This is a genomic window from Ancylomarina salipaludis (assembly GCF_004122035.1).
GTDB lineage: Bacteria > Bacteroidota > Bacteroidia > Bacteroidales > Marinifilaceae > Ancylomarina > Ancylomarina salipaludis.
Window position 1 is genome coordinate 99,777 of sequence record NZ_SAXA01000013.1, and the last position, 22,597, is coordinate 122,373.

16 protein-coding genes and 4 tRNA genes are annotated in these 22,597 nt (G+C 38.4%); 12 read left to right on the forward strand and 8 right to left on the reverse strand.

The annotated features are described in order from the left end of the window. Nucleotides 1–136: 136 nt before the first annotated feature. The 4 genes from EO244_RS13470 to rpsA all read right to left on the reverse strand — a co-directional run bounded on the left by EO244_RS13470 (nucleotide 137) and on the right by rpsA (nucleotide 6,773). Nucleotides 137–3,064, reverse strand: a complete 2,928-nt coding sequence (locus EO244_RS13470; protein ID WP_129255210.1) for an endonuclease — start codon at nucleotides 3,062–3,064, stop codon at nucleotides 137–139. A gap of 566 nt (nucleotides 3,065–3,630) precedes the next feature. Beyond that, nucleotides 3,631–4,554: a ribonuclease Z gene (locus tag EO244_RS13475; protein WP_129255211.1), complete on the reverse strand. Its 924-nt coding sequence runs from the start codon at nucleotides 4,552–4,554 to the stop codon at nucleotides 3,631–3,633. 12 nt (nucleotides 4,555–4,566) lie between these two features. Then, entirely contained in the window at nucleotides 4,567–4,923 is a 357-nt protein-coding gene (locus EO244_RS13480) for an STAS domain-containing protein (RefSeq protein WP_129255212.1), read from the reverse strand. A 29-nt stretch (nucleotides 4,924–4,952) separates the two neighbouring features. Next, a complete protein-coding gene (gene rpsA / locus EO244_RS13485) occupies nucleotides 4,953–6,773 on the reverse strand; it encodes a 30S ribosomal protein S1 (RefSeq protein WP_241687987.1) in 1,821 nt (606 codons plus the stop codon). A gap of 318 nt (nucleotides 6,774–7,091) precedes the next feature. Between rpsA and EO244_RS13490 the strand changes: the two genes are divergently transcribed. Beyond that, nucleotides 7,092–8,834 (forward strand): phospho-sugar mutase, encoded by a 1,743-nt coding sequence (locus tag EO244_RS13490; protein WP_129255213.1) that lies wholly within the window; start codon nucleotides 7,092–7,094, stop codon nucleotides 8,832–8,834. Between the two features lie 45 nt (nucleotides 8,835–8,879). After that, nucleotides 8,880–10,100 (forward strand): response regulator, encoded by a 1,221-nt coding sequence (locus tag EO244_RS13495; RefSeq protein ID WP_129255214.1) that lies wholly within the window; start codon nucleotides 8,880–8,882, stop codon nucleotides 10,098–10,100. On the opposite strand, the gene EO244_RS13500 is transcribed toward EO244_RS13495, so the two are convergent. Continuing rightward, a complete protein-coding gene (locus tag EO244_RS13500; RefSeq protein ID WP_129255215.1) occupies nucleotides 10,095–11,531 on the reverse strand; it encodes an ATP-dependent DNA helicase in 1,437 nt (478 codons plus the stop codon). The two genes, EO244_RS13495 and EO244_RS13500, sit on opposite strands and share 6 nt — an antisense overlap. Before the next feature lie 174 nt (nucleotides 11,532–11,705). Between EO244_RS13500 and EO244_RS13505 the strand changes: the two genes are divergently transcribed. From EO244_RS13505 to EO244_RS13550, 10 genes are all read left to right on the forward strand, one after another. Further along, nucleotides 11,706–12,353, forward strand: coding sequence for a hypothetical protein (locus EO244_RS13505; RefSeq protein WP_129255216.1), 648 nt, complete (start codon nucleotides 11,706–11,708; stop codon nucleotides 12,351–12,353). A gap of 15 nt (nucleotides 12,354–12,368) precedes the next feature. Then, nucleotides 12,369–13,217 (forward strand): DUF3822 family protein, encoded by an 849-nt coding sequence (locus EO244_RS13510; protein ID WP_129255217.1) that lies wholly within the window; start codon nucleotides 12,369–12,371, stop codon nucleotides 13,215–13,217. After that, nucleotides 13,208–13,747 carry a 16S rRNA (guanine(966)-N(2))-methyltransferase RsmD gene (gene rsmD, locus EO244_RS13515; RefSeq protein WP_129255218.1) on the forward strand — a complete coding sequence of 180 codons (540 nt, stop codon included), beginning with the start codon at nucleotides 13,208–13,210 and terminating at the stop codon, nucleotides 13,745–13,747. Before EO244_RS13510 ends, rsmD begins: the two co-directional genes overlap by 10 nt. 195 nt (nucleotides 13,748–13,942) lie before the next feature. Further along, nucleotides 13,943–14,019 (forward strand) — tRNA-Asp (locus EO244_RS13520). A 50-nt stretch (nucleotides 14,020–14,069) separates the two neighbouring features. Continuing rightward, a tRNA-Asp gene (locus tag EO244_RS13525) sits at nucleotides 14,070–14,146 on the forward strand. 49 nt (nucleotides 14,147–14,195) lie between these two features. Further along, nucleotides 14,196–14,272, forward strand: a tRNA-Asp gene (locus EO244_RS13530). 49 nt (nucleotides 14,273–14,321) lie between these two features. Then, nucleotides 14,322–14,398 (forward strand) — tRNA-Asp (locus tag EO244_RS13535). A gap of 780 nt (nucleotides 14,399–15,178) precedes the next feature. Then, nucleotides 15,179–16,399, forward strand: a complete 1,221-nt coding sequence (locus EO244_RS13540; protein ID WP_129255219.1) for an aminotransferase class I/II-fold pyridoxal phosphate-dependent enzyme — start codon at nucleotides 15,179–15,181, stop codon at nucleotides 16,397–16,399. 39 nt (nucleotides 16,400–16,438) lie between these two features. After that, nucleotides 16,439–17,242 (forward strand): DUF1338 domain-containing protein, encoded by an 804-nt coding sequence (locus EO244_RS13545; RefSeq protein ID WP_129255220.1) that lies wholly within the window; start codon nucleotides 16,439–16,441, stop codon nucleotides 17,240–17,242. A gap of 139 nt (nucleotides 17,243–17,381) precedes the next feature. Then, nucleotides 17,382–19,937 carry a M1 family metallopeptidase gene (locus EO244_RS13550; protein WP_164977503.1) on the forward strand — a complete coding sequence of 852 codons (2,556 nt, stop codon included), beginning with the start codon at nucleotides 17,382–17,384 and terminating at the stop codon, nucleotides 19,935–19,937. Nucleotides 19,938–20,061: 124 nt separating this feature from the next. Here the strand turns inward: EO244_RS13550 and EO244_RS13555 are convergent, their stop codons facing one another. The 3 genes from EO244_RS13555 to EO244_RS13565 form a co-directional block, all read right to left on the reverse strand. Beyond that, entirely contained in the window at nucleotides 20,062–20,475 is a 414-nt protein-coding gene (locus EO244_RS13555) for a hypothetical protein (protein WP_129255222.1), read from the reverse strand. 198 nt (nucleotides 20,476–20,673) lie between these two features. Beyond that, the gene (locus tag EO244_RS13560; protein ID WP_129255223.1) at nucleotides 20,674–21,141 is read right to left on the reverse strand and encodes a DUF1842 domain-containing protein; all 468 of its coding nucleotides are present in this window, start codon (nucleotides 21,139–21,141) and stop codon (nucleotides 20,674–20,676) included. Nucleotides 21,142–21,218: 77 nt separating this feature from the next. Next, a complete protein-coding gene (locus tag EO244_RS13565) occupies nucleotides 21,219–21,947 on the reverse strand; it encodes a DUF6261 family protein (RefSeq protein WP_129255224.1) in 729 nt (242 codons plus the stop codon). Nucleotides 21,948–22,597 lie beyond the last annotated feature (650 nt).

Genomic DNA, 22,597 nt, shown 5'->3' on the forward strand with positions numbered 1-22,597 from the left:
CTGATCTGTTATATGAAGATGAGTCCATTTTTTTTTGTATTCAGACTTATCGAAATCAAAAATCCTATCACGTCAATTATAAAAAATGCACAGCTCAAAACGAACTGTGCATCTTTAAACTCGGTTTTATTAATTCTTATTTTACGATCAATCGTTTTGATAAATTGATATTTTCACCCTTAACGACAACCAAATACATACCTGATCCCAAACCTGAAATGTTCATGCGTTTGGTATAGTCACCCACACAATTCAATTCTTTAGTTGAAGATACCAGACGACCATTTAAATCGTAAATATCAATATCCAAATCAACTTCCTTTTCAAGAATAAGCGCAAGATCGAAATAATCAGTTGCCGGATTTGGATAGATACTCGCTTCCTCTTCAGTATTTTTCTCTAATCCTGCCTTTACAAATACAGATGAAACAGTATGCGTAAAATCAGACTTTGTTCCAGTATTCGAAGCTGTAATTGTCACAAGATCGATGTAAATATCATCGCTATTTGAGCTGGCATCACACTGAAAACGAAACTTCGCATCTGAAGCGAAATTATACTGTGACGCATCAAAACTTAAAGTTGCCACGTAATAATTATTGTTATCGAAATCAACACCACTTACAAAGCTTGCCACAGTATTCCACGACGAACCATCGAAGTATTTTACAAAGAAATCTTCATTGGTTTCCATACTGTACGAATAGTAATAAAACTCTATATCAATCTGATTGTAAGCAGTGATATTAAATGATGGCGATGTCATTGCTGAACCTTCTCCAGAATCATCCTGCAAATCAACAGAATATAAGCCCTGATATGATCTGTTACCAGAATACAAGTAAGCATCACTACCACCACTTATCCAGTTATCCCATCCCGATTCAAAATCACTTGCAATAAGCACTTTAGAACTCGGAGCAGACTGAGTAGAAATACTCAATTGTGTTGCAGCCGATTTATTCCCGGCTTCATCTTTAGCCAATACCTTTACAATATAAGTCGTGCCTGCACTCAATGTCGTAAATCCATAATTTGTAGCAGTTTGTGTTGCTACAAGAATATTATCAAGATACACTTCATATGCTGTTACAGCCACATTATCAGTTGAGGCTGACCATGAAATATCAAAACTTGTTTGACTTACATTGGCCACAGCCAAATTAGCAGGTACAGTTGGTGCCTGAGTATCCGGAGCAATTGTCTGAACATTAATATTGCTGGCTATTGATAAATTACCCGCAGCATCTTTTGCAATCACCTTCACTGCATAAGTCGTTCCTGCATTTAAAGAACTAAAACTGTAGGTTTGTGAAATTTGAGTTGCTACAAGGACATCATTAAGATATACGTCATAATTTGTTACAGCTACATTATCAGTTGAAGCCGACCACGAAATATCAAAGCCATTCTCAGTAATGTTGGATGATGCTAAATTTCCTGGAGAGCTTGGAGCCTCTACATCCGGAACTACTACTCCACCATCAAATACATGCGAACCTAACCCATCAAAACTATCCTTCAGCAACACATCCCACTCCGATAGAGTATAAATTGTATTAGGGCCTGAAATACTGGATTTACGACGCAAGGTTTGATCCTGAGCAAAATTTGCCGAACCACCATCAAAATTACCTATGACATCGATCAAAACATCATTTTTAAATAGGCCTAGCGCATCGTTCCCATTAAAAGTCATCTCTCCAACACCTCCGGTATAATCTGCCTGACTTGTAATCTCTGGTACTGCTGAAGAATTAGCAGCAACATAAACGTCTTGATTCGCCAGCGTACCACTCAAAACCAAACCACTTGACCATAAACCGGCACCATTGGTCTGTTTCTTAATTGTGTAGGCTGACAAATCTACTGTAGAACCCGTAAAATTAGCTACTTCGAGAGCTTTATTATTTGATGAACCTTCAATATATTCTGAAAAGAACAGATCACTGGCTGCACCACCAACATTTTCTCCTGCAACTGTAATTTGAAAATCCTGAATTGCAGAGACCTGTCCATCACTCACTGAAATACGTATTGAATTAACACCCACATTAGCAAGCAAAGGAGTTCCGCTCAATACGGCTGAACCATTACCATTATCAACTAAATTCAGCCATGAAGGCAAACCACTTGCTGAAAAGCTTAATTTATCATTATCAACATCAGTAGCAGTAATAGTATAGGTATAAGCGATATTTTCAGTAGCATCAACAGGTGCTGACGATGAAAACAGAGGCGCTGAATTGGTCGGTTGTGTTCCTCCACAATCAAAAATCTCACAAACAAATTCAGGATGATCGATAAATGGATTACGATTGTGCTGATATGAATAAACCACATTGTTTCTTCTACGTTCCTCGTCATCAACAGGATCGTTTAAATGCCACTGAATAAGAGTCGACAAGCGTGCCTGTCCAGGTGCCTTACTTGATGCATCAAGATAATCTTCCTGCAATTCCAAATCGGGTTCGCCATCAAAACCTTCATAACGAACAGTCATATACATCAACATTCGGGCTACATCACCTTTTACATCTGCAGGTGGCTCCCAAACCCAATCCACATCGCTAGTATAAGCAGGAGTCGGTCCGTTATTGCTTCCTCCATTATCGACATAAGGTGTTGATGCTTCATCGAAGTTACGGTTATTTCGAGCCGAATTCGTAGACACATCTGCCGCACGAATATGATGCAAATCGGTTCCCGGTCCCATTGTTGTTCCAAAGTCCCCTCTTGATTTTGCCCAAACGTGCTCTTTATTCCATCCATCACCATTATTATACTCAGCAGCAGCATTAATGGAGAATTTTGAGTAAATACACAACACATTATCCGGATTGTTGGGATCACGGTCAGCTTCCTTCAAAATATCCCAAACATCAGTTGAAGTTGAACTATAAGGGTATTCAGTATGCCCCTTAATAATATTATTAAGAGCGCTTTTTAAGGCATCACCGCTTAAGCCTGAAGCCGAATCGTAATACCCTTGGGGAATTTGTGCCATTAGTGCTGACGAAATCAGCAACATCATAGCAAAGAAAGAGAGTAAATTTCTTTTCATATTAGATTTTTTAGTTAGTAAGTAGAGAGTGGATTATATAAAATATAGTTTAGTCAGCTTGTGGAGATATAATGATTATTACTCTTACACTCAATAACAAAAACGCCTGGCAAACACCAATAGGTTTCTAATAATTTGCACAGCTGCACATCATTTATATTTCGTTTGTAATTACACGAAAAATAAACCCGTAAGAAACATCTAAGATAATGTTTGAAGAAAAATATGAGATTTGGGAAACAGGATATAGTATATTCACTAATCCTAAATCTACTGAGGTTGTTTAGTTTTCTTTGCCCATCGATGATTGAAACCCCTGAAACACTTCATCTTTAAAAATGAAATATTGTTACAGCCAGACTATCAAGTGACTTGAGCAAAAATAAATGCCAATTATTAATTCAAAATTATGTCGTCTCATCAATCAGATTACACAATTCATGAATAAGAATCGTTCGTTCGTAAAACTAAAATATTTTTGGGAAATTCTACACCGATTTAGAATTTTTATTTCCTGACTAAACTGTTTAGCATCGGTCTCAATAAACAATCCGGGAATCCCCGAATTAAGTATTTAAAATTGTAAAAACCTTTCCATCTTCGGCTAATTCAGTATTGGGAAAAACTTCTCTGGCTTCGTTTAAATGGCTTGACAAATCATGAAATCGTGCAGAAAAATGACCAATTAATAATTGTCCCACTTCAGCCTCTTTAGCAATTAATGCCGCTTGTTTTGTAGTGGAATGGTAGGTCGATTTAGCTCGCTTCTCATCATCTTTCAGAAAAGTAGCTTCATGATACAACAAATCAACCTGTTTTATTACAGGTACTATTCTTGGGAAATAAGCTGTATCTGTGCAAAATGCATATGAACGAGGAGGCGTTGCTGCAAAAGTTAACTTCTCATTGGCAATCAACTCACCTTCTTCTGTCAAATAATCATCTCCTAATTTTATACCATGCCTGGCTCTGATTGGAATCTCATAAAAATCCAACATCTCTTTTCGGAGGTGAAGGGGGCGCTGTTTTTCTTTAAATAAAAAACCCACACATGGCATAACCCCATGTTTCAAAGGAAAAGATTGCACTGTAAGGGCATCATCTTCAAAAAGAGTTTGAATCTCCTTGCCAAATATATTATGAAAGATCAACTTATAACTTAATCTTGAATCCAGAATATCAAGCTGAAAACGGACGATTTTCTCAAGTTTTGAATGTGCATAAATATGCAGATCGTTGGTTCTTCCTTGCAAGGAAAAACTGGAAATCAAACCTATCAGTCCAAAAAAATGATCGCCATGCAGATGCGATATAAAAACATGATTGATTCGAGACATAGGGACTCGAAATTTCTTTAATTGCATTTGCGTGCCTTCGCCACAATCAATTAAAAAAAACCGCTCAAGTACATTGAGCACTTGAGCGGTTGGGAATCTTTTTGAGGTTGGCAATGCAGAATTGCTACCTAAGATTGTTAATTCAAATTTCACTTACGATCAATATTAATTTTCAATCTCACTATTATTCATAAAGGATTTAGCAACGTTCAAGTCGTCTGAAACGTTAAGAACGGTATCCAACTGAGAAATAATGATCAGTTTTTCAACTGCAGGTTGTAAGCCATATAAAACAAATGTTCCATTGGCATTCTTACATAACCTATTGGCAACAAGAATGGCACTCAAGCCGGATGAATCACAATAAGTACAAGCATCCAGATTTAAAAGAACACTCTTTTCTCCTTCTGAAAAAATCAAAACCAATTTTGATTTTAGCTCAGGAGCAATATGAGTATCTAATCTTTCATTTAAAACCTGAACTAAAGTGTATCCGTCTTTTTTGTCAATCTTAAAGTCCATTTGTAACCTCTTTAAGGATTATTTAAAGCTTATTCTTCTCCTTTTTCAAGTTGAGATTTCAAAGCTGCTAACTCAGAAATATCTCCTAAGGTAGTTTTTTCTAACGAATCTTTCACCTTCTTAACACCTTTTTTAGTGTTAGCTGACTCAGATTTTTTCTTTTCAGAAACTTCTGCACGCTTCACATCTTCAAAAGTTCTTGAGTGAGAAAGAATAATACGCTTAGCAGCCTTAGAGAATTCAATTACTTTAAAAGAAAGTTTTTCTTCTACTTTAGCTTGAGATCCATCTTCTTTTACAAGGTGACGTGGAGTAGCGAATCCTTCAACACCGTAAGGAAGAGCAACAACAGCACCTTTTTCGAAAATTTCTACGATAGTACCTTCGTGAGTTGAGTCAGTCGCAAAAATGGTTTCGAATACATCCCATGGATTCTCTTCCAATTGCTTGTGACCTAAGCTCAATCTTCTGTTTTCTTTGTCTATTTCTAAAACAACAACTTCGATTTCAGCACCAATTTGAGTGAATTCAGCTGGATGCTTCACTTTCTTAGTCCAAGAAAGGTCAGAAATGTGAATCAAACCATCAACACCTTCTTCAATCTCAACAAATACACCGAAGTTTGTGAAGTTACGAACCTTAGCAGAGTGCTTAGAGTTCACTGCATACTTAGCTTCAACACCTTCCCAAGGATCTTGCTTCAATTGCTTAAGACCTAGAGACATTTTTCTTTCCTCACGGTCTAAAGTAATAATCTGAGCTTGTACTTCATCACCAACTTTCATGAAATCCTGAGCAGATCTCAAGTGCTGTGACCATGACATTTCAGATACGTGGATAAGACCTTCAACACCTGGAGCGATCTCAACGAATGCACCATAGTCAGCCATAACAACCACCTTACCAGTAACTCTGTCGCCAACTTTCATTTCAGCGTCAAGAGCATCCCATGGATGAGGAGTCAATTGTTTAAGACCTAGAGCGATACGTTTCTTATCATCATCAAAATCAAGAATTACAACGTTCAATTTCTGATCTAATTCAACAATTTCACTTGGGTGAGATACTCTACCCCATGAAAGGTCAGTAATGTGGATCAAACCATCTACGCCGCCCAAGTCGATAAATACACCGTAAGAAGTGATGTTTTTAACTGTTCCTTCAAGAACCTGACCTTTTTCAAGCTTAGCGATAATTTCTTTCTTCTGTTGTTCCAACTCAGCCTCAATAAGAGCTTTGTGAGATACAACAACGTTTTTAAATTCGTGGTTGATTTTAACAACCTTAAATTCCATAGTTTTTCCTACGTAAATATCGTAGTCACGGATAGGCTTCACATCAATTTGAGAACCTGGCAAGAAAGCTTCAATACCAAATACGTCAACGATCATACCACCTTTGGTACGACACTTGATGTAACCTTTAATAATTTCGTCGTTTTCAAGTGCAGAGTTAACACGATCCCAAGAACGTAGAGCACGTGCTTTTTTGTGTGAAAGAACCAATTGTCCTTTTTTATCTTCCTGACTTTCTACGTAAACTTCAACTGTATCACCAACAGTTAATTCTGGATTGTAACGGAATTCATTCAAACTCACGATACCATCAGATTTGTAACCAATGTTGATTACAACTTCTCTTTTGTTCATTGAGATAACGATACCATCGATAACCTCTTTTTCAGCAACAGTAGATAAAGTTTTATCGTACTGAGCTTCTAATTCTGCTCTACTGGCAGTAAAACCTGCATCTTCATTTTCAAATGCATCCCAATCAAATTCTGCTTCAACAGCAGCATTTTTGTTCTCTTCAACCATACTAAATAGTTTGTTTACTAGTAAATTAGACATTATATTACTTAAATCGCTGCAAAAGTACTCATTTATATCCCGATTAGCAACCCTATCTATACTATTTTTCACCACAAACAATAAATATTTCATTTTACTTGCCAAACGCCTAAGTGTCCAAGCTATAAAACACCACTACGTTCCGCTAACTAACAGACTCAAAGAGATTTCTCTTAGCTCCCCAAAATAAGGTAAACAACAAAACCTCCTATATTTAAACAGGAGTCAGATTATATCAAATAAAAGCTTTGATTAATCCAAAAAATTAAGATATTTTTGAGTTCCAAATTTGAGAATAAACACCTTCAATATTAAGCGATGAATCAAAAAGATATACTTAACCTAGTCAGCTCAAAAGCAGAAGATTGGCTTTCGCAAAACTACGACAAAGACACCCAAAATGCTGTTTCAGAACTAATGGCTAAAGAAGACAAAACCGATCTAATTGATTCTTTTTACAAAGACCTTGAGTTTGGTACTGGTGGTTTGCGTGGTAAAATGGGACCCGGTACAAATCGCATGAACATATATACTGTTGGTGCCGCAACACAAGGGCTTGCCAACTATTTAAATGAATGTTTTGCCGGTGAAGACATTTCGATCTGCATCGGATATGATTGCAGAAACAATAGCAAGTTATTCTCCGATACGGTTGCCAACATTTTCTCTGCCAATGGAATTAAAGCGTATATTTTCGACGATTTAAGACCAACACCTGAAATGTCATTTGCCATTCGTCAATTGGGTTGCAAATCGGGCGTTATCATTACCGCATCTCACAATCCTAAAGAATATAATGGTTACAAAGCCTATTGGGAAGATGGCTCTCAAATTGTAACACCCCACGATAAAAACATTATCGAAGCTGTAAAATCGGTAAAAGTTGAAGATATTAAATTTGAAGGGAATCCTGACTTAATTGAAACCCTTGGGGCTGAGATGGACAAACTCTATCTGGATACAGTTAAAACCTTGAGTTTATCTCCCGAGTCAATTCAAAATCAGAAAGATTTAAAAATCGTATTCACCCCACTTCATGGTACTACAGTTAAATTAGTACCGGCTTCATTAAAGAATTACGGTTTCGAAAACATCATCCACATTCCGGAACAGGATATCGTTGATGGCAACTTCCCTACTGTATGGTCAGCAAATCCTGAAGAGCCTGAAGCTTTAAAAATGGCTGTCGATAAAGCCAAAGAAGTCGGTGCCGATTTGGTTATGGCTTGTGATCCCGATGGTGACCGTCTGGGTATTGCTGTTACAAATGATAAAGGCGAATGGGAGATTATTAACGGAAATCAAACGGCCTTAATATTTACATATTACCTAATCACCCGAAGAAGAGAACTGGGCTTACTTACAGGAAACGACTATGTTGTCAAAACAATCGTAACCACCGAGCTGTTTAAAGATGTTGCTGTCAAGAATAATGTCGAATGTTTTGACGCCTACACGGGTTTCAAATGGATTGCAGATGTAATACGTAAAAATCCTGAGAAGAATTACATTGGTGGCGGAGAAGAATCATTTGGGTACATGCCTGGCGATTTCACTCGCGATAAAGATGCGGTATCGTCATGTAGTATTATGGCAGAAATTGCGGCCTGGGCAAAAGATCAAGGAAAGAATTTATTTGACATCCTGAAAGAAATCTATGTTGAGTATGGATTTTCACGTGAAAAAATGATCTACATTGTAAGAGAAGGTCTTAGCGGCGCTCAGGAAATTGAACAAATGATGCACAATTTCCGATTCAATCGTCCAGCAATGATTAATGACTCACCAATTGTACTGGTTAAAGATTACAGCATACGCAAAGCAATTAATCCAATAAACGGTAACGAAACAGATCTTGATTTTGAAACAACTGCTGATGTTTTACAATTCTTTTTAGAAGACGGATCAAAGATCTCTGTTCGTCCATCCGGAACCGAACCCAAAATCAAATTTTATTTTGAAGTTCGTGAAGAACTAAGTTCTATTGAAGATTTTTATAAGGCTGAGGCTCTTGCAGATAAAAAAATTGAAGGAATTATTCTTTCATTAAAATTAAACTAATAAATTTAGGGTAGTTTAACTCAAGCTACCCTATATCTCTTTTACATGGATAATAAACGTACTATACTATCTATTGACGACTCCCCAATTAACAATAAATTAATTGAGGCATATTTTAGAAAAGATTACAATATTGTATCTAAAGATGGTGGACAAGAGGCATTAAATTGGCTTGAGGAAAATCTTCCTGATGCTATTTTGCTTGATGTTATGATGCCGGTTATGGATGGGATGGATGTCCTTGAAAAATTAAAAGAGAACGAACGGCTCAGAGAGATTCCTGTCATTATGGTAACTGCAAAAACGGAGATGGAAACCATCAAAGCAGCTTTAACCAAGGGGGCTCTCGATTACGTAAAAAAACCAATTGACTTTACTGAACTGCAATCAAAAATCATGATTGCATTCCAAATCAATCAGCAAAAGCAAGAAATAACGAAATACAAATCCTATTTCGATATCCATCAGGGAATGATTCATGCACAAAGAATTCAGCGTTCTATTTTACCGGACACTGAACATTTCAAGCGCATGTTCCCAAAATCTTTTATCATCAACCTTCCAAAGCACGTCGTAAGTGGAGATTTTTATTGGATCAACCAAAATTTCCACCAAAAGAATATAGGGGTTTTTGATTGTACTGGACATGGTGTACCAGCAGCAATGTTAACAATGATGGGTCAAATGGAACTTCACACCATTTTTGAAAATGGCAACAATATCCAATCAGGACAAATATTCTCTATGTTGAGCCAGAAATTTAGTCGTCTATTGAACACCTCAGGCGATACCTTCACACAATATGATGGAATGGATGGCGCTTTTCTTTCAATAACATCACAAGAAAACAAAATTGAGTATGTTGGAGCCAAAAGACCTCTTATACTTATTCGTAAGGGATCTAATCATTTGGATGTGAATCAGGAATCACTTGAGGCTAAAGTCACCAATGAGAGTTTTTCTCTTTTCGAAATCAGTGCGGACCGCTTTTCAATAGGTAAAGAAAGTGAATTCTCTGAATTTCAAACCAAAACAATAACAACAAAACCCGGCGACAGACTCTTTATCTATTCTGATGGAATTACTGACCAATTGGGAGGCAGTCAAACCAAACGTCTGAAGAAAAAAGAATTCTACACCAAGCTTCTCAATCTGCAATCCAAATCAATCAATCTGCAAAAATCAGATTTATTCAACTGGTTGGATGAGTGGAAAGAAAATAATGAACAAACAGATGATATCTTAATGGTGGGAATTGAATTATAAATCAATTTCCTCATTGGGAAAAAACTCTTTTTTAAAATTCACCAAATACAATTTTTCAGTTGCTCGGGTCAATGCCGTATACAGCCAGCGGTAATATTCCCGATTCAGCATATCTTCGTTTATAAAGCCCTGATCAACAAAAACAGCACGCCACTGTCCACCTTGAGCCTTATGGCAAGTTATCGCATAAGCAAACTTGACTTGCAAAGCATTAAAAAACTTATTATTGCGCACTTTCTCAAATCGTTTTTTCTTTGAGTGGATGTCTGCATAATCTTCTGAAATTGTAAAAAAAAGTTTCTTGTTATCTTCAGAAGTTAATGAAGCCGATTCGATATTTAAAGTATCGAGCATAATCAGAGTATCCAGCTCCAGATCTTTATAATCGGGAAAACGCACACTCACCTCAACATATCTAAAACCGTAAAGCTCTACATACTTCCCGATCCTGACAATTTCAACAATATCACCATTTGCAATAAAATCAATCTCTTTCACATCAGCAGTCCAGAAATAGTTGTTTTTCACAACCATTAAGTAGTCACCAACAGTAATCTCGTCTTCACGATATAAAATACTGTTGCGAATACCTTGATTGTACTGATTGGCTCGTTTATTGGAACGACTAAGCACCATCGTTTCTTCCAAACCATACTTATAATGCGCCGAAGAAATTTCTTCAATTAACTCTGCCCCACTGATTCTTACAATATCAGGAAACCGTTGGGTTTCAAGTTTTGGGTATCCCGATTCATTTTCATCCAGCATACGTCGCAACTCGGTAGCATTCTTGAGAATACCTGATTCTTCTGCCTGACGAAGAACCTGAGTTAAAACGACCTCTTTAACCGTTAAGTTATAACAGGATTCAAGTTCTTTAGGATCAAGAGCCGGACTCACATCAATACCAATAGGTGGTAACTGCGCAACATCACCTATAAGAATCAGGCGACAATTGACCCCGGCAGAAACATAGTCGATAAGATCATCCAACAGACAACCCGAACCAAAAGCTGAGGCTTCATTCGAATAGTTTGATATCATCGATGCCTCATCCACCAAGAAGATGGTATCGCGAGATAGATTCCGATCCAAATTAAAGATCCCAAAACCATCGGTTAGGGATTTTTGACGGTAAATCTTTTTATGAATTGTATGCGCATTATGGCCGCAATAATGAGAAAGCACCTTAGCCGCCCGACCGGTTGGAGCCAAAAGAACTGTCTTTATTTCCATTTTAGAAAGACTGGCAACCAAAGCACTGACTAAAGTCGTTTTACCTGTACCGGCATATCCCTTCAATAAAAAAAGACTATCGTTCTGACTACTGGTCAGAAAATCAGACAATTCATCTATCGCATGCTTCTGATCAGCAGTAGGTTCAAACTTTAATTCCTGACAAATACTTAAGCTAATATGCTTTTTTAACATTTCCACTCAAAATTAGTGGTTATAAAAATAACCAAACAGATTTTTTTTTTAAATTTGCAAACAAACTTACACAAACTAATAAACTATTTGTATGTTACGAGCATAAGAATATACATTAATTAATGGCTATTTTTTGCTACTACCGTATAACTAAATTAACACAAATTATAAACTATGAAATTAAAACCAGTCCTTCAAATTTTACTTGCTTTTGCAATTGTTGCGTTTGGATACTTAAGCTATCAAAGCATTATGAAGCCAATCAATTTTGGTAAAATTCAAAAACAACGCTACGAAAAGATTGTCAATCAATTGCAAGATATTCGTAAAGCAGAAAATGCTTACAAAGAAGTAAATAAAAAATATACTGGCAGCTTTGATACTCTAATTTCATTTATCAAAACTGATTCTATGCCTATGGTTAAATCAATTGGTTCACTTACTGATGAGCAAATTGAAGCTGGTATGACTGAAAAAGAAGCGGTAGCTAAAGGATTTATCACTCGTGATACAATTATGGTATCTGCTTTAGAAACTATCTTTAGCAAAGATTACAACATTGATAATCTAAGATACGTTCCTTTTACTCAGCAGCAAAGCGAATTTAAATTGGCTGCAGGAGTTGTTGTAACTGGTTCTAATGTAAAAGTTCAGGTTTTCGAAGCTAAAGTTTCAAATATGGTTATCTTCGCTGACCTTCGTGACGAGTATTTAGACGAGTTGAAAGAAGAAAACGGTAACCGTATTCGTATTAACAAATATCCTGGCCTTAAAGTTGGTTCTCTTGAAGAAGCTAACAACGGAGCAGGAAACTGGGAATAATCCTCAAAGAAAATTATGGACGAATTATTATTTGTTGACTCAACATTTGAAAAGGATAATACGTCAAGATATAAACTATCCATCCAGCTCTGTCTGGATGGATTTTCTTTTTCTATCCTTAACTCAAACAATAAATGTTTAGTTCTGTACCAATCCAAAAGCTTGAATTCAGATACAGACAATACTTCAATTGATCTATTAAAAGATAGCATCCGAAACTGCGACTATCTCAATCTTTCATACAAGCAGGTTGCTGTCATTTGGCTAACGCAAAAAACCTGTCTGATACCTTCTGATCTCTTCTCCGAAGAGCTGGCCACAGATTGCCTTCAACTCTGTCATCCTGTATCAAAAGATGAAGTCGTACTTTGGCACGAAATAAGTGAAATGAATGCCCATCTCGCATATGCATTACCTTCGGCCTTACCCGTGTTTATAAAAACACATTTTGCAGATGCAGAGATCTCAAATCAAAGCTATCGATTTTATAAAAAGATATTTAAACAAGCCATCGATATCAAACATCCTAAAATTTTTGTACAGGTTTACGATCATTTTTTCGATGCCTTTATTCCTGATATCGAACAAAAACACTTTGCCAATAGTTTCTCCTTTAAAAATGAAACTGACATGGTCTATTTTATTCTAAATATCTATAAACAACAAAAATTAAATACTGAATACAGCCATTTACATCTCTCAGGAAAAATAGATGAATCTGGTCAGGCTTTTCAAACTCTGAAACGTTATATCAAGGATATTCATATCGAAAATGTTCCTCATGAAATTCCACAAAAGAAGCATATCTCGAATTCAGAATACAATCAATTTACCAAACTTTTAAATACAAGTCAGTGCGAATAATTAGTGGTACCCATAAAGGAAGAAGAATCAATCCTGATAAGAGCTTTAAAGCTCGTCCAACAACCGATTTTGCGAAAGAGAACCTTTTTAATGTTCTTAACAACACAATCGATTTTGAAGATTTAAACGTACTCGATTTATTTGGCGGTACAGGAAGCATTAGTTACGAATTTGCATCCAGAGGTGCCGAGCTGGTTGTTTGTGTTGAATTAAACTTCAAGCACTGTGCTTTTATTAAGAAAACCATCAACGAATTGGGATTTGAACAAATTCATGCCCTACGAGCTGATATTTTTAAATATTTAAAAGGCTGCAACAAAAAATTCGATCTGATTTTTGCCGATCCACCATTCAACTTGGATACAATTGATACAATTCCCGATGCCGTTCTTAAACAAAACATTCTAAATGAGGATGGTATTCTTATTGTTGAGCATTCCTCAAGAAACGATTTTTCGCAACACCCTTCTTTTTATGATATGAGAAGCTATGGTAGCGTAAATTTCAGTTTCTTTAAGTTAAAAGATTAATTGAAAAAAAAACGTATTTTTCGAGTGTTCGTAACATCCTCAAAACGGCATGCTTAGTAGCTTTCTTTAATTTTTTATTAGAAAAAAAGCAGATGCTCTATTGCAAGTAAAAAAACTTGCATTATCTTTGCATCGCAATCAGGGAAAGGTCAGGCTAACGAGCCGGCTGATAAAAATAATTTCTGTAGCAATTTTGGTTTGGTAGTTCAGTTGGTTAGAATACATGCCTGTCACGCATGGGGTCGCGAGTTCGAGTCTCGTCCAGACCGCCAAAATAGAGTTTTTGATTTTTTACTCTTTAAACAAATGAATCACACATTTTGGTCTGGTAGTTCAGTTGGTTAGAATACATGCCTGTCACGCATGGGGTCGCGAGTTCGAGTCTCGTCCAGACCGCCAAAATAGAGTTTTGATTTTTTACTCTTTAAACAAATAAATCGCACATTTTGGTTTGGTAGTTCAGTTGGTTAGAATACATGCCTGTCACGCATGGGGTCGCGAGTTCGAGTCTCGTCCAGACCGCCAAAATAGAGTTTTGATTTTTTACTCTTTAAACAAATAAATCGCACATTTTGGTTTGGTAGTTCAGTTGGTTAGAATACATGCCTGTCACGCATGGGGTCGCGAGTTCGAGTCTCGTCCAGACCGCCAAAATATTAGCCTTCGATTCATTTGAGTCGGAGGCTTTTTTTATTCCCACCCCCTTCGTCTCCGTCACACGAGACTTCATTGGATCATTGGATCATAGGTAAAAGTTGGGTCAAAGTGATTAAATATATTTTAGGATTATCTTTTAAATTTTTCGCTCAAGCCGCTAGGCTTCTACTTTTACTCATATAATAATATCACATTAAGGAATTCATGATTTTCAATTCTCCTTAGATGAGAAAAGTAGACAAAAGAATCAAGTCAGCCTGATCCTTGTTATCTCTAAGTGGAAAAAAAATTAGCACGCCTCACGGCAGGCTGACAAGGCCCGCCCAAAACATTTTCATAAAAAATGATTGAAATTGTGAGCCGTTTTTTTCTGGCCTTGGCAACGCAAGTGGGGACCCATAGGTGAAAAAGGCGTTAAAAACAGAATGCTGTTTGAGTGAGGTACGAACGAGTTCAGTCTGTTTAGACTTTGAACCGTGATGGGTCACTGAGTGCCAAAGCCATTGATTTTTGTTACTTTTCATCAAGGAAAAGTAAATAAAGAGAAAAAGTGGTTCGTATCACGGATCTAAGATTTTTCCTGTTTGTGCTCCCCAAAAATTAATGCTTGAAATTAGGAAGCCCTACTTTTACCAGTGACCCGGAATAAAAAAAGTACAGACATGCTATAATTTAATTATAGTAACTCGAATATTTTCAGATCCAATAGTCTTTTATTGAGATTTTTTTCCCATTTTTAATAGGAAATAATTAAATACTAAGACCTTAAACACGATGAAAGATTTTAAATCAGCAGATCGTATACAGGATTTGCAATTCTTTGGCGAGTTTGGTGGCGTTAACCCTTCAATAACCGACTCATCAACCTTCACCTTTCTGCAAGCCCAAACCATGTCCGATGTATTTGAAGGGAAAAAAGAAGGGTGTTACCTATACGCCCGACATTGGAATCCCAGCAATCATTACCTTTCGAAAGCCCTTGCACAAATGGAAGATACCGAAAGTGCTTTGGTTACCTCTTCGGGTATGGCGGCCATCAGTTCCACAATCATGCAAATATGCCAGGCTGGTGACGAAATTGTTTCAAGCAGAACCATCTATGGAGGCAGCTACGCCCTGTTGAAAAACTTCCTACCTAAATTCGGCATCACAACAAAATTTGTGAATACCACCAAACCTGAGGAAGTGGCCAATGCCGTCAGTAAGCGCACCAAGCTGATCTATTGCGAAACCATGAGCAACCCGATGCTGGAGATCACCGACATTCGGGAAATGTCAAAAATAGCCAAAGCCAACAACTGCCTGCTGGTGGTTGACAATACCTTTTCCCCCCTAATTTTTACGCCAGCCCATCTGGGAGCTGATATTGTGGTTCACAGCCTGACCAAATTCATTAATGGGATGAGCGATTGTGTAGCTGGCGCAGTCTGTGCAAGCCACGAGTTTATCAATTCGCTCTACGAAGTTAGCTCGGGAGCTGCAATGCTACTTGGTCCCGTTTTGGATGCGCATCGATCGGCCAGCATTCTCAAAAACATGAGGACACTGCCAATTAGAATGCAACAACATGCCCGCAATGCTTTAAGCCTGTCTGAAAAGCTGACAGCAGATGGTTACAGGATTATCTACCCGGGATTGGCTAATCATCCTCAGCACGCTCTGATAAAAGAAATATCGCATTCTAAATACGGTTCAGGCGGACTATTGGTGATCGATTTGAAAGAAAAAGAAAAGGCCGACCGATTTATGGAAAGCATGCAGGAAGCCAATGTTGGCTATCTGGCCGTTAGTCTGGGGGCATATAAAACCCTGTTTAGTGCTCCCGGTCACAGCACCTCCTCTGAAATTCCTGAAGAGGAAAGAACCATGATGGGACTTACCCATGGCCTGGTTCGTCTATCAATTGGTTTGGACGATAATATCGACAGAACCTATCAAAAAATGAAACACTGTCTTGAAAGCGTTCTCGCCAAAAACGAAACAAACGAACTCTAAAATGATTCTCTAATAACTAACCAAAATAATTCACACACCATGCAATTAGACGTATTCAATACCCTTTGGAGGAATTACACCTTACAAAATCCTTCGGCACAAGCCGTACACGATTTGTTTACTCAGGAAGGTGAACAGGTTATAAACGATCATATTGCCTTTCGAACTTTCGATGATCCCAGAATGAACATTGCTGTGCTTTCTAAAAAATTCATCAAGCTTGGCTATGAGCCAAAAGGAAACTATCATTTCGAAGACAAGCATCTTAATGCCATTCACCTGGAACATCCGACCATTGAAAATGCCCCCCGTGTTTTCATTTCAGAACTCATTCTCTCGGAATTTTCAGAGGAATTTCAAAAAACTGTAAAACGTAGACTCAATTCGGTGGGCAATGCTTATTATGCCGATCCCGATCTGATTTTCAAAGGCTCTGTTTGGGGCAAACCCTCCTATGCCGATTACCAATTTCTTCGGAAAGAATCGGAATATACTGCCTGGCTCTATATTCACGGCTTTAGAGCCAATCATTTTACAGTGAGCATCAATGCACTGAAAAAATACAACAGCATCGAAAAGGTCAATCAATTTATAAAAGACAAGGGCTACGAGATGAATACCACAGGAGGTGAAATTAAAGGAACGCCCGAAAAGTTTCTGCAACAATCCTCAACTCTGGCTGAAATGATTGAAATGGAATTTGAAGAAGGCAGCTATGAAGTTCCTGCCTGCTTTTACGAATTTGCAATTCGCTATCCGGACGAAAGCGGCCAACTGTTTTCCGGTTTTATAGCCGCCAATGCCAATAAGATATTCGACAGTACAAATTTCAGAACCGTATAAACAACTAAACCATCACGAAAGGAAGCAAAGCCGGTCAATCAGCTTTGCTTCTTTTTTTTTGAACGAATATTGAGCTTTCTTGGTCTTAAAAAAAAATCCCCCTGCTATATTTGTAAGGAAAACCTCAAAACACAACATCGTGAAACTATTACAAATCCTACTTGTGGCACTGGGCCTTTCGTTAGCCGCGTGTTCCACATCCCGACAAGCTCTTCCTATTGAGCCCGGCGTAGCCAAAAGCCTGGCCGATTACCGAGCAGAGAATATCTCCAATTTGGAATACCAACTCCAATTCGATATCCCTAAAGGAAAAGAGGAAGCCATTCCGGGACAAAACAGAATGACTTTCGATTTAAAATCGGCAGAACAAGACCTGCAAATCGATTTTCGTGAAGACGGGAGCATGATTAAATTCGTAAAATGTAATGGAAAGCTATCGGCCTACCGATTCGAATCAGAACATATCATTATTCCCAAAGCAGAGCTGAAAACAGGCCTGAATGAAATCAAGATTGAATTCATCACAGGGAATACCTCATTGAATCGCAACGACGAATTCCTCTATACCCTTTTTGTTCCCGACCGGGCACGAACCGCCTTTCCTTGTTTCGACCAGCCCAATTTAAAGGCCGAATTTCAACTAAACCTGATGGTGCCTTCGGACTGGAAAGCCATGGCTAACGGAAAATTGCAGTCGAAAACAGACAAGGCTGATAAAAGCTTCTACCAATTTGCCAAAACCAAGGCCTTACCCACCTATTTATTTTCATTTGTTGCCGGTGAGTTCGAAACCATCACGCGAGACTACAAAGGACATAAACACACCCTATATCACCGCGAAACCGATCCGGAGAAGTTAGCTCAAAACACCGATGAAATCTTTCGTTTGTTGTTCGAATCGCTGGATTGGCTCGAAAGCTATACCGATATGCCCTACCCCTTTGCCAAATACGATCTGGTTGTCATCCCATCCTTCCAGTACGGGGGCATGGAACACACCGGGGCCACGCTATATAATGCCTCGAAACTATTCCTCGACAAAAACCCAAGTCAGAACAGTATTCTCTACCGTGCCAATTTAATTGCCCACGAAACGGCACACATGTGGTTTGGCGATTTGGTCACCATGAAATGGTTCGATCAGGTTTGGCTGAAAGAAGTTTTTGCCAACTTCCTGGCCGATAAAATCACCAATCCCAGCTTCCCGGATATGAACCACAAACTGAAGTTTCAGATGGCTCATTTCCCAAGTTCGTATGGTGTGGACCGAAGTTCTGGAGCCAATCCGATTAATCAGGTTTTGCCCAACTTGAAAGATGCAGGAAGCGTGTACGGAGCCATCATTTACCACAAATCGCCTATTGTGATGAATATGCTGGAGAATATCACGGGTGAAGAAGCCCTGAAAAAAGGCTTGCAAAGCTATATCAAAAACTACGCTTATGGCAATGCCAGCTGGGAAGATCTGATCTCTATTTTGGATGAAAGCACAGCAAGCGATCTGAAAAACTGGAGCAAAGTTTGGGTTGATCAGGCAGGACGAGCTCACATTTCATGCGAATTGATCAGCGAAAAAGGAAAAATCAAGCAATTGAATCTGACTCAGAAAGACGTCAACGGAGCCGATGGCAAGTGGACTCAGGATTTAAACGTGGTTTTAGGTTACCAGGGCGAAAATCAGATTATAGAGATCAAAATGGATGGGCCAAACATTGCCCTTGATGCTGCAACAGGTCTGGATGTTCCCGACTACATCATTCCCAACGGCAAAGGCAATGCCTACGGCTTTTTCGAATTGGACGAGCAATCGAAAAGCTATTTGCTTGCAAACATCGGCCAGATAAAAGATGATTTGGTGCGAGGCATTGCCTGGATCAATCTGTACGAGAACCTGCGTGAAGGACAAATTAGCGGTCGTGATTTTATTCTAAGTATCGAAAAACACTTACCTGCAGAACAAAACAAACTCATCCTCGAGCGCATGCTTGCCTACCTAAAATCGGCCTACTGGTTGGATTTAACCAAGGACGAGAGACACGAATTGGGCAAAAAGCTGGAAGAAAGCCTGTGGCTGCGTTTGAGTACCGATAAGGATATGAGCAGAAAATCGAGCCTGTATGCTGCCCTGGCCAATATTGCCGAAACGACTGATCGTTTGGAGCAACTCTACAGGGTTTGGAAGGACGAAACGCCCATTGGAGGCTTCAGCCTTTCTGAAACCAAAGCAACAGCCCTGGCTTGCAACTTAGCCATTAAAATGCCCGAAAAGGCTGAAGAGCTTGTTCAGACACAAATCGATCGAATCCAAAATCCCGATCACAAGAAGCGTCTGCTCTTTGTTGCCCCTGCCCTCTCAGCTGATCCGCAAGTCAGAGAAGCTTTCTTCAACAGCCTTAAACAAGCTGAAAACCGCGAAATTGAGCGATGGGTGCTCGATGCCTTAAGCTATCTGAATCATCCTATCCGCGAGCAGGAAGCTCTGGCGCATTTACCTCAGGAACTCGAACTATTGAAGGAAATTCAAATCACAGGCGATATTTTCTTCCCGGCCGGTTGGTTAAGTGCCAGCTACAGTGGCCTGCAATCCAAAGAAGCGGGCGATATCACCCGCCAGTTTCTGGAAGAACGTCCTGACTATCCTGAGAATTTAAAATTGAAGATCCTTCAGGCAGCCGATCAGGTTTTGAAAAAATAAACTAAAGCCGCCGAAATTTTCATCTCCGAAAATTGATCTGACAGGCATTCAAATAAAAAGAGGGTGAATCATTCATTTGAGACACCCTCTTTTTGGTAACTGTTTAATCATCGTATTGCAAAATCTATGCATTTACACTTTCAGCTTCTTTAACCGCTTGTGTTAATTTAGCTTCAAATTTCTGATTGTCGTAACGCACTCCTCTTAATGTTTTATCTACAATTGTACTGCTAAGGAACGATTTCTTGGCTGTTGCTTTCAGGTGGAAAGACAATTCGGTAGGGGTACAATTCCATTTAGACACTTCGATCTCAATTTTGACACCACTGACCTTTTTTGTAATCTTTTCGTTTCCCTTTAAAATAATTGAAACCGTTCCCGATCCCAAATTGGTATTCGCTTTTACTGTTGTGGGAAATTCAGTTGTCCCTTTATCATGCACATCAATAATGATGTTACCCTTTGCAACGCCACCAAAACACGAAAAATGAATATCATCACTGATAATAATTGGTAAACCATTTTTTAAATTTTCCATTGTTTGATTATAAAAATGTTTATCCTACTCTGTTATAAAGGCTTTTCGGATACCGCCTGCAAGTCGTAATTAAATCATTGAAGCTTCTGTAAGGGATGTCGTAAACTTTAATGAAGAATAATGTCTCTGCCTCTGTCACGCCAAAACAATAAAACGGGCAGGCAAACGCTACCCGTTTTATTTACTAATCTTCTAAGATTAAGCCACAGGCTCTTTTTCGTTGTTCTTAACAGTTGCTGCTAATTTCTCAACATTATGGATATCAGCATTGGTTACAATCTCAACCTGAGCATTGTTCACTTCGTGCCATTCATTATTCACACAATATTTATAATTCGCAACACCTTTTTGCCAATTCTCATCCATTACAATACGTAATGTTAAGTTCTTATAAACCTGAGGCACATCGCGAATCAAAGGTTGGAAAGGAGAAACGCCATCAGCAACAACAAGAATACTGCACGACTGCATGGTACACATATAACTGTAGTCGCCGTGAACTTCTGATATGATATTCAAAGGCGGATTAATCGCTTGTGTAATACGCGCCATACCTGTAATCCTTTTTTCTACAGTATTGACTGTCACATTCAATTGCATTTCAACGCCACCGGCTAAATGATTGCTAATTCTGTAATGAGCATTAAATAAACCTACATTTTTCATTTTGTTGGTAATTTAAAATACATTCCTACTCTCTTAAAGGCTTTTCGGATACCACCTCAAATCATTTTTTCAAATAGTTAATCATTGATCAGTTCTTCTTTATTTTTCTTAACAGCGGCCAATCGGTCGCGTACTTTCCAGTTGTTTTCTTCAATCAAAATGTTCATCAAATTGGCAAAGCCCCTGTACTTATCCGGATTCACTTTGGCCATAGCCTCCATATAAGTCCCCAAGTCCTCGTTTATGATATCACGCAGCTCTTTGGCAACCACAGTGGCTGAAGTACTATTCTCTCGTTCCGATAAATTTGTCAGATGACGGGCAGCTGATTCGTCAAAGGCAGCCTGCGAGCTTTCCAAATTGCCAATCAGGGCATCCAAATCGGGTACGGCTTGTCGGGCCTCCGCCAGATTAGGCGCCTTTAAATCCTTGATTAGGGCACGCAGCTCAGCACTTTCGTTGGTATAACTGGCCGAGGTTATTTTCAAACCATAACGATTCAGAATAAGCTGAAGTTTCTCAGCCTTTGCCTGATCCTCGCTTTTGCGACGAACACATTTGGCTCCTACCTCATAAAAAATAGCACGCACATCCAAATCGCGAGCCCTGTCTTTGTCTTCGAGTTCACTTTCAATCCAACCTGCCTTAATCTTCCCGAACAACTCATCGGTTTTTGCCGATAAACGCTCAAATGTCGTTGTAAAAAAAGCATCCTCAGTAATTTCATGAGTCTTGTTAATATCAAGAATACCCTGCCCTATTTCGGCGATATCTTTGATATTCGAATTGGTTGTTACTTTTTTCATTTTCCTATTGTTAAGTTTTTATCAGATACACTAAGCTATGAAAAGAAAACCTTCCAAACAAATATTAAATGTTATTTTATGATTTACTGAAAGTAAATTAAGTGTTAATTATGAGGATGTTTGGTTAATTTTTCAGATCTAAATAAGGATCAGGAGCCATTTTAAAAAAAACACCAAACACAGATAAACAGAACCCATACAGCCTGAAATCGAGATATCAATATGATCATTTGAACAAGGGGAGATAAAACGAAAAACGATTCGAAAGCCGGATGAATCATTTTTTTAATTTTATGGGGCATTCGAAACTCGAATGAGTCAAGTTTTTGCTTTTTCGTCGCATTCGCGACACGAATAAGGCGTCTTTTTGCTTGGGGAAGCTTTTCGCGACACGAATGAGCCATCTTTTTGCTTAGGGAAGCTTTTCGAGTTGCGGAAACACTGTTTTTTCGAAAAGTCATGCCATTCGAGACTCGAATGAGCCAAGTTTTGGCTTTTTTGTCGCATTCGTGACGCGGATAAGTGTCTTCTCCTGAAATAGCTTGACAGATTATTAGTATTTTTTGGATAGTAGTGTCATCTTTTTATCCATCTACGGTTATCCAAAGTTATAAAAATCTTATTCCTATTCTTTATCTAAGAAAAGATTC

What these genes read in the sequence shown, in the direction of transcription:
- EO244_RS13470 (WP_129255210.1), bottom strand. Translation starts at nt 3,064, where the DNA reads ATGAAAAGAAATTTACTCTCTTTCTTTGCTATGATGTTGCTGATTTCG.
- EO244_RS13480 (WP_129255212.1), bottom strand. Translation starts at nt 4,923, where the DNA reads ATGGACTTTAAGATTGACAAAAAAGACGGATACACTTTAGTTCAGGTT.
- rpsA (WP_241687987.1), bottom strand. Translation starts at nt 6,773, where the DNA reads ATGTCTAATTTACTAGTAAACAAACTATTTAGTATGGTTGAAGAGAAC.
- EO244_RS13490 (WP_129255213.1), top strand. Translation starts at nt 7,092, where the DNA reads ATGAATCAAAAAGATATACTTAACCTAGTCAGCTCAAAAGCAGAAGAT.
- EO244_RS13495 (WP_129255214.1), top strand. Translation starts at nt 8,880, where the DNA reads ATGGATAATAAACGTACTATACTATCTATTGACGACTCCCCAATTAAC.
- EO244_RS13500 (WP_129255215.1), bottom strand. Translation starts at nt 11,531, where the DNA reads ATGTTAAAAAAGCATATTAGCTTAAGTATTTGTCAGGAATTAAAGTTT.
- EO244_RS13505 (WP_129255216.1), top strand. Translation starts at nt 11,706, where the DNA reads ATGAAATTAAAACCAGTCCTTCAAATTTTACTTGCTTTTGCAATTGTT.
- EO244_RS13510 (WP_129255217.1), top strand. Translation starts at nt 12,369, where the DNA reads ATGGACGAATTATTATTTGTTGACTCAACATTTGAAAAGGATAATACG.
- EO244_RS13540 (WP_129255219.1), top strand. Translation starts at nt 15,179, where the DNA reads ATGAAAGATTTTAAATCAGCAGATCGTATACAGGATTTGCAATTCTTT.
- EO244_RS13545 (WP_129255220.1), top strand. Translation starts at nt 16,439, where the DNA reads ATGCAATTAGACGTATTCAATACCCTTTGGAGGAATTACACCTTACAA.
- EO244_RS13555 (WP_129255222.1), bottom strand. Translation starts at nt 20,475, where the DNA reads ATGGAAAATTTAAAAAATGGTTTACCAATTATTATCAGTGATGATATT.
- EO244_RS13560 (WP_129255223.1), bottom strand. Translation starts at nt 21,141, where the DNA reads ATGAAAAATGTAGGTTTATTTAATGCTCATTACAGAATTAGCAATCAT.
- EO244_RS13565 (WP_129255224.1), bottom strand. Translation starts at nt 21,947, where the DNA reads ATGAAAAAAGTAACAACCAATTCGAATATCAAAGATATCGCCGAAATA.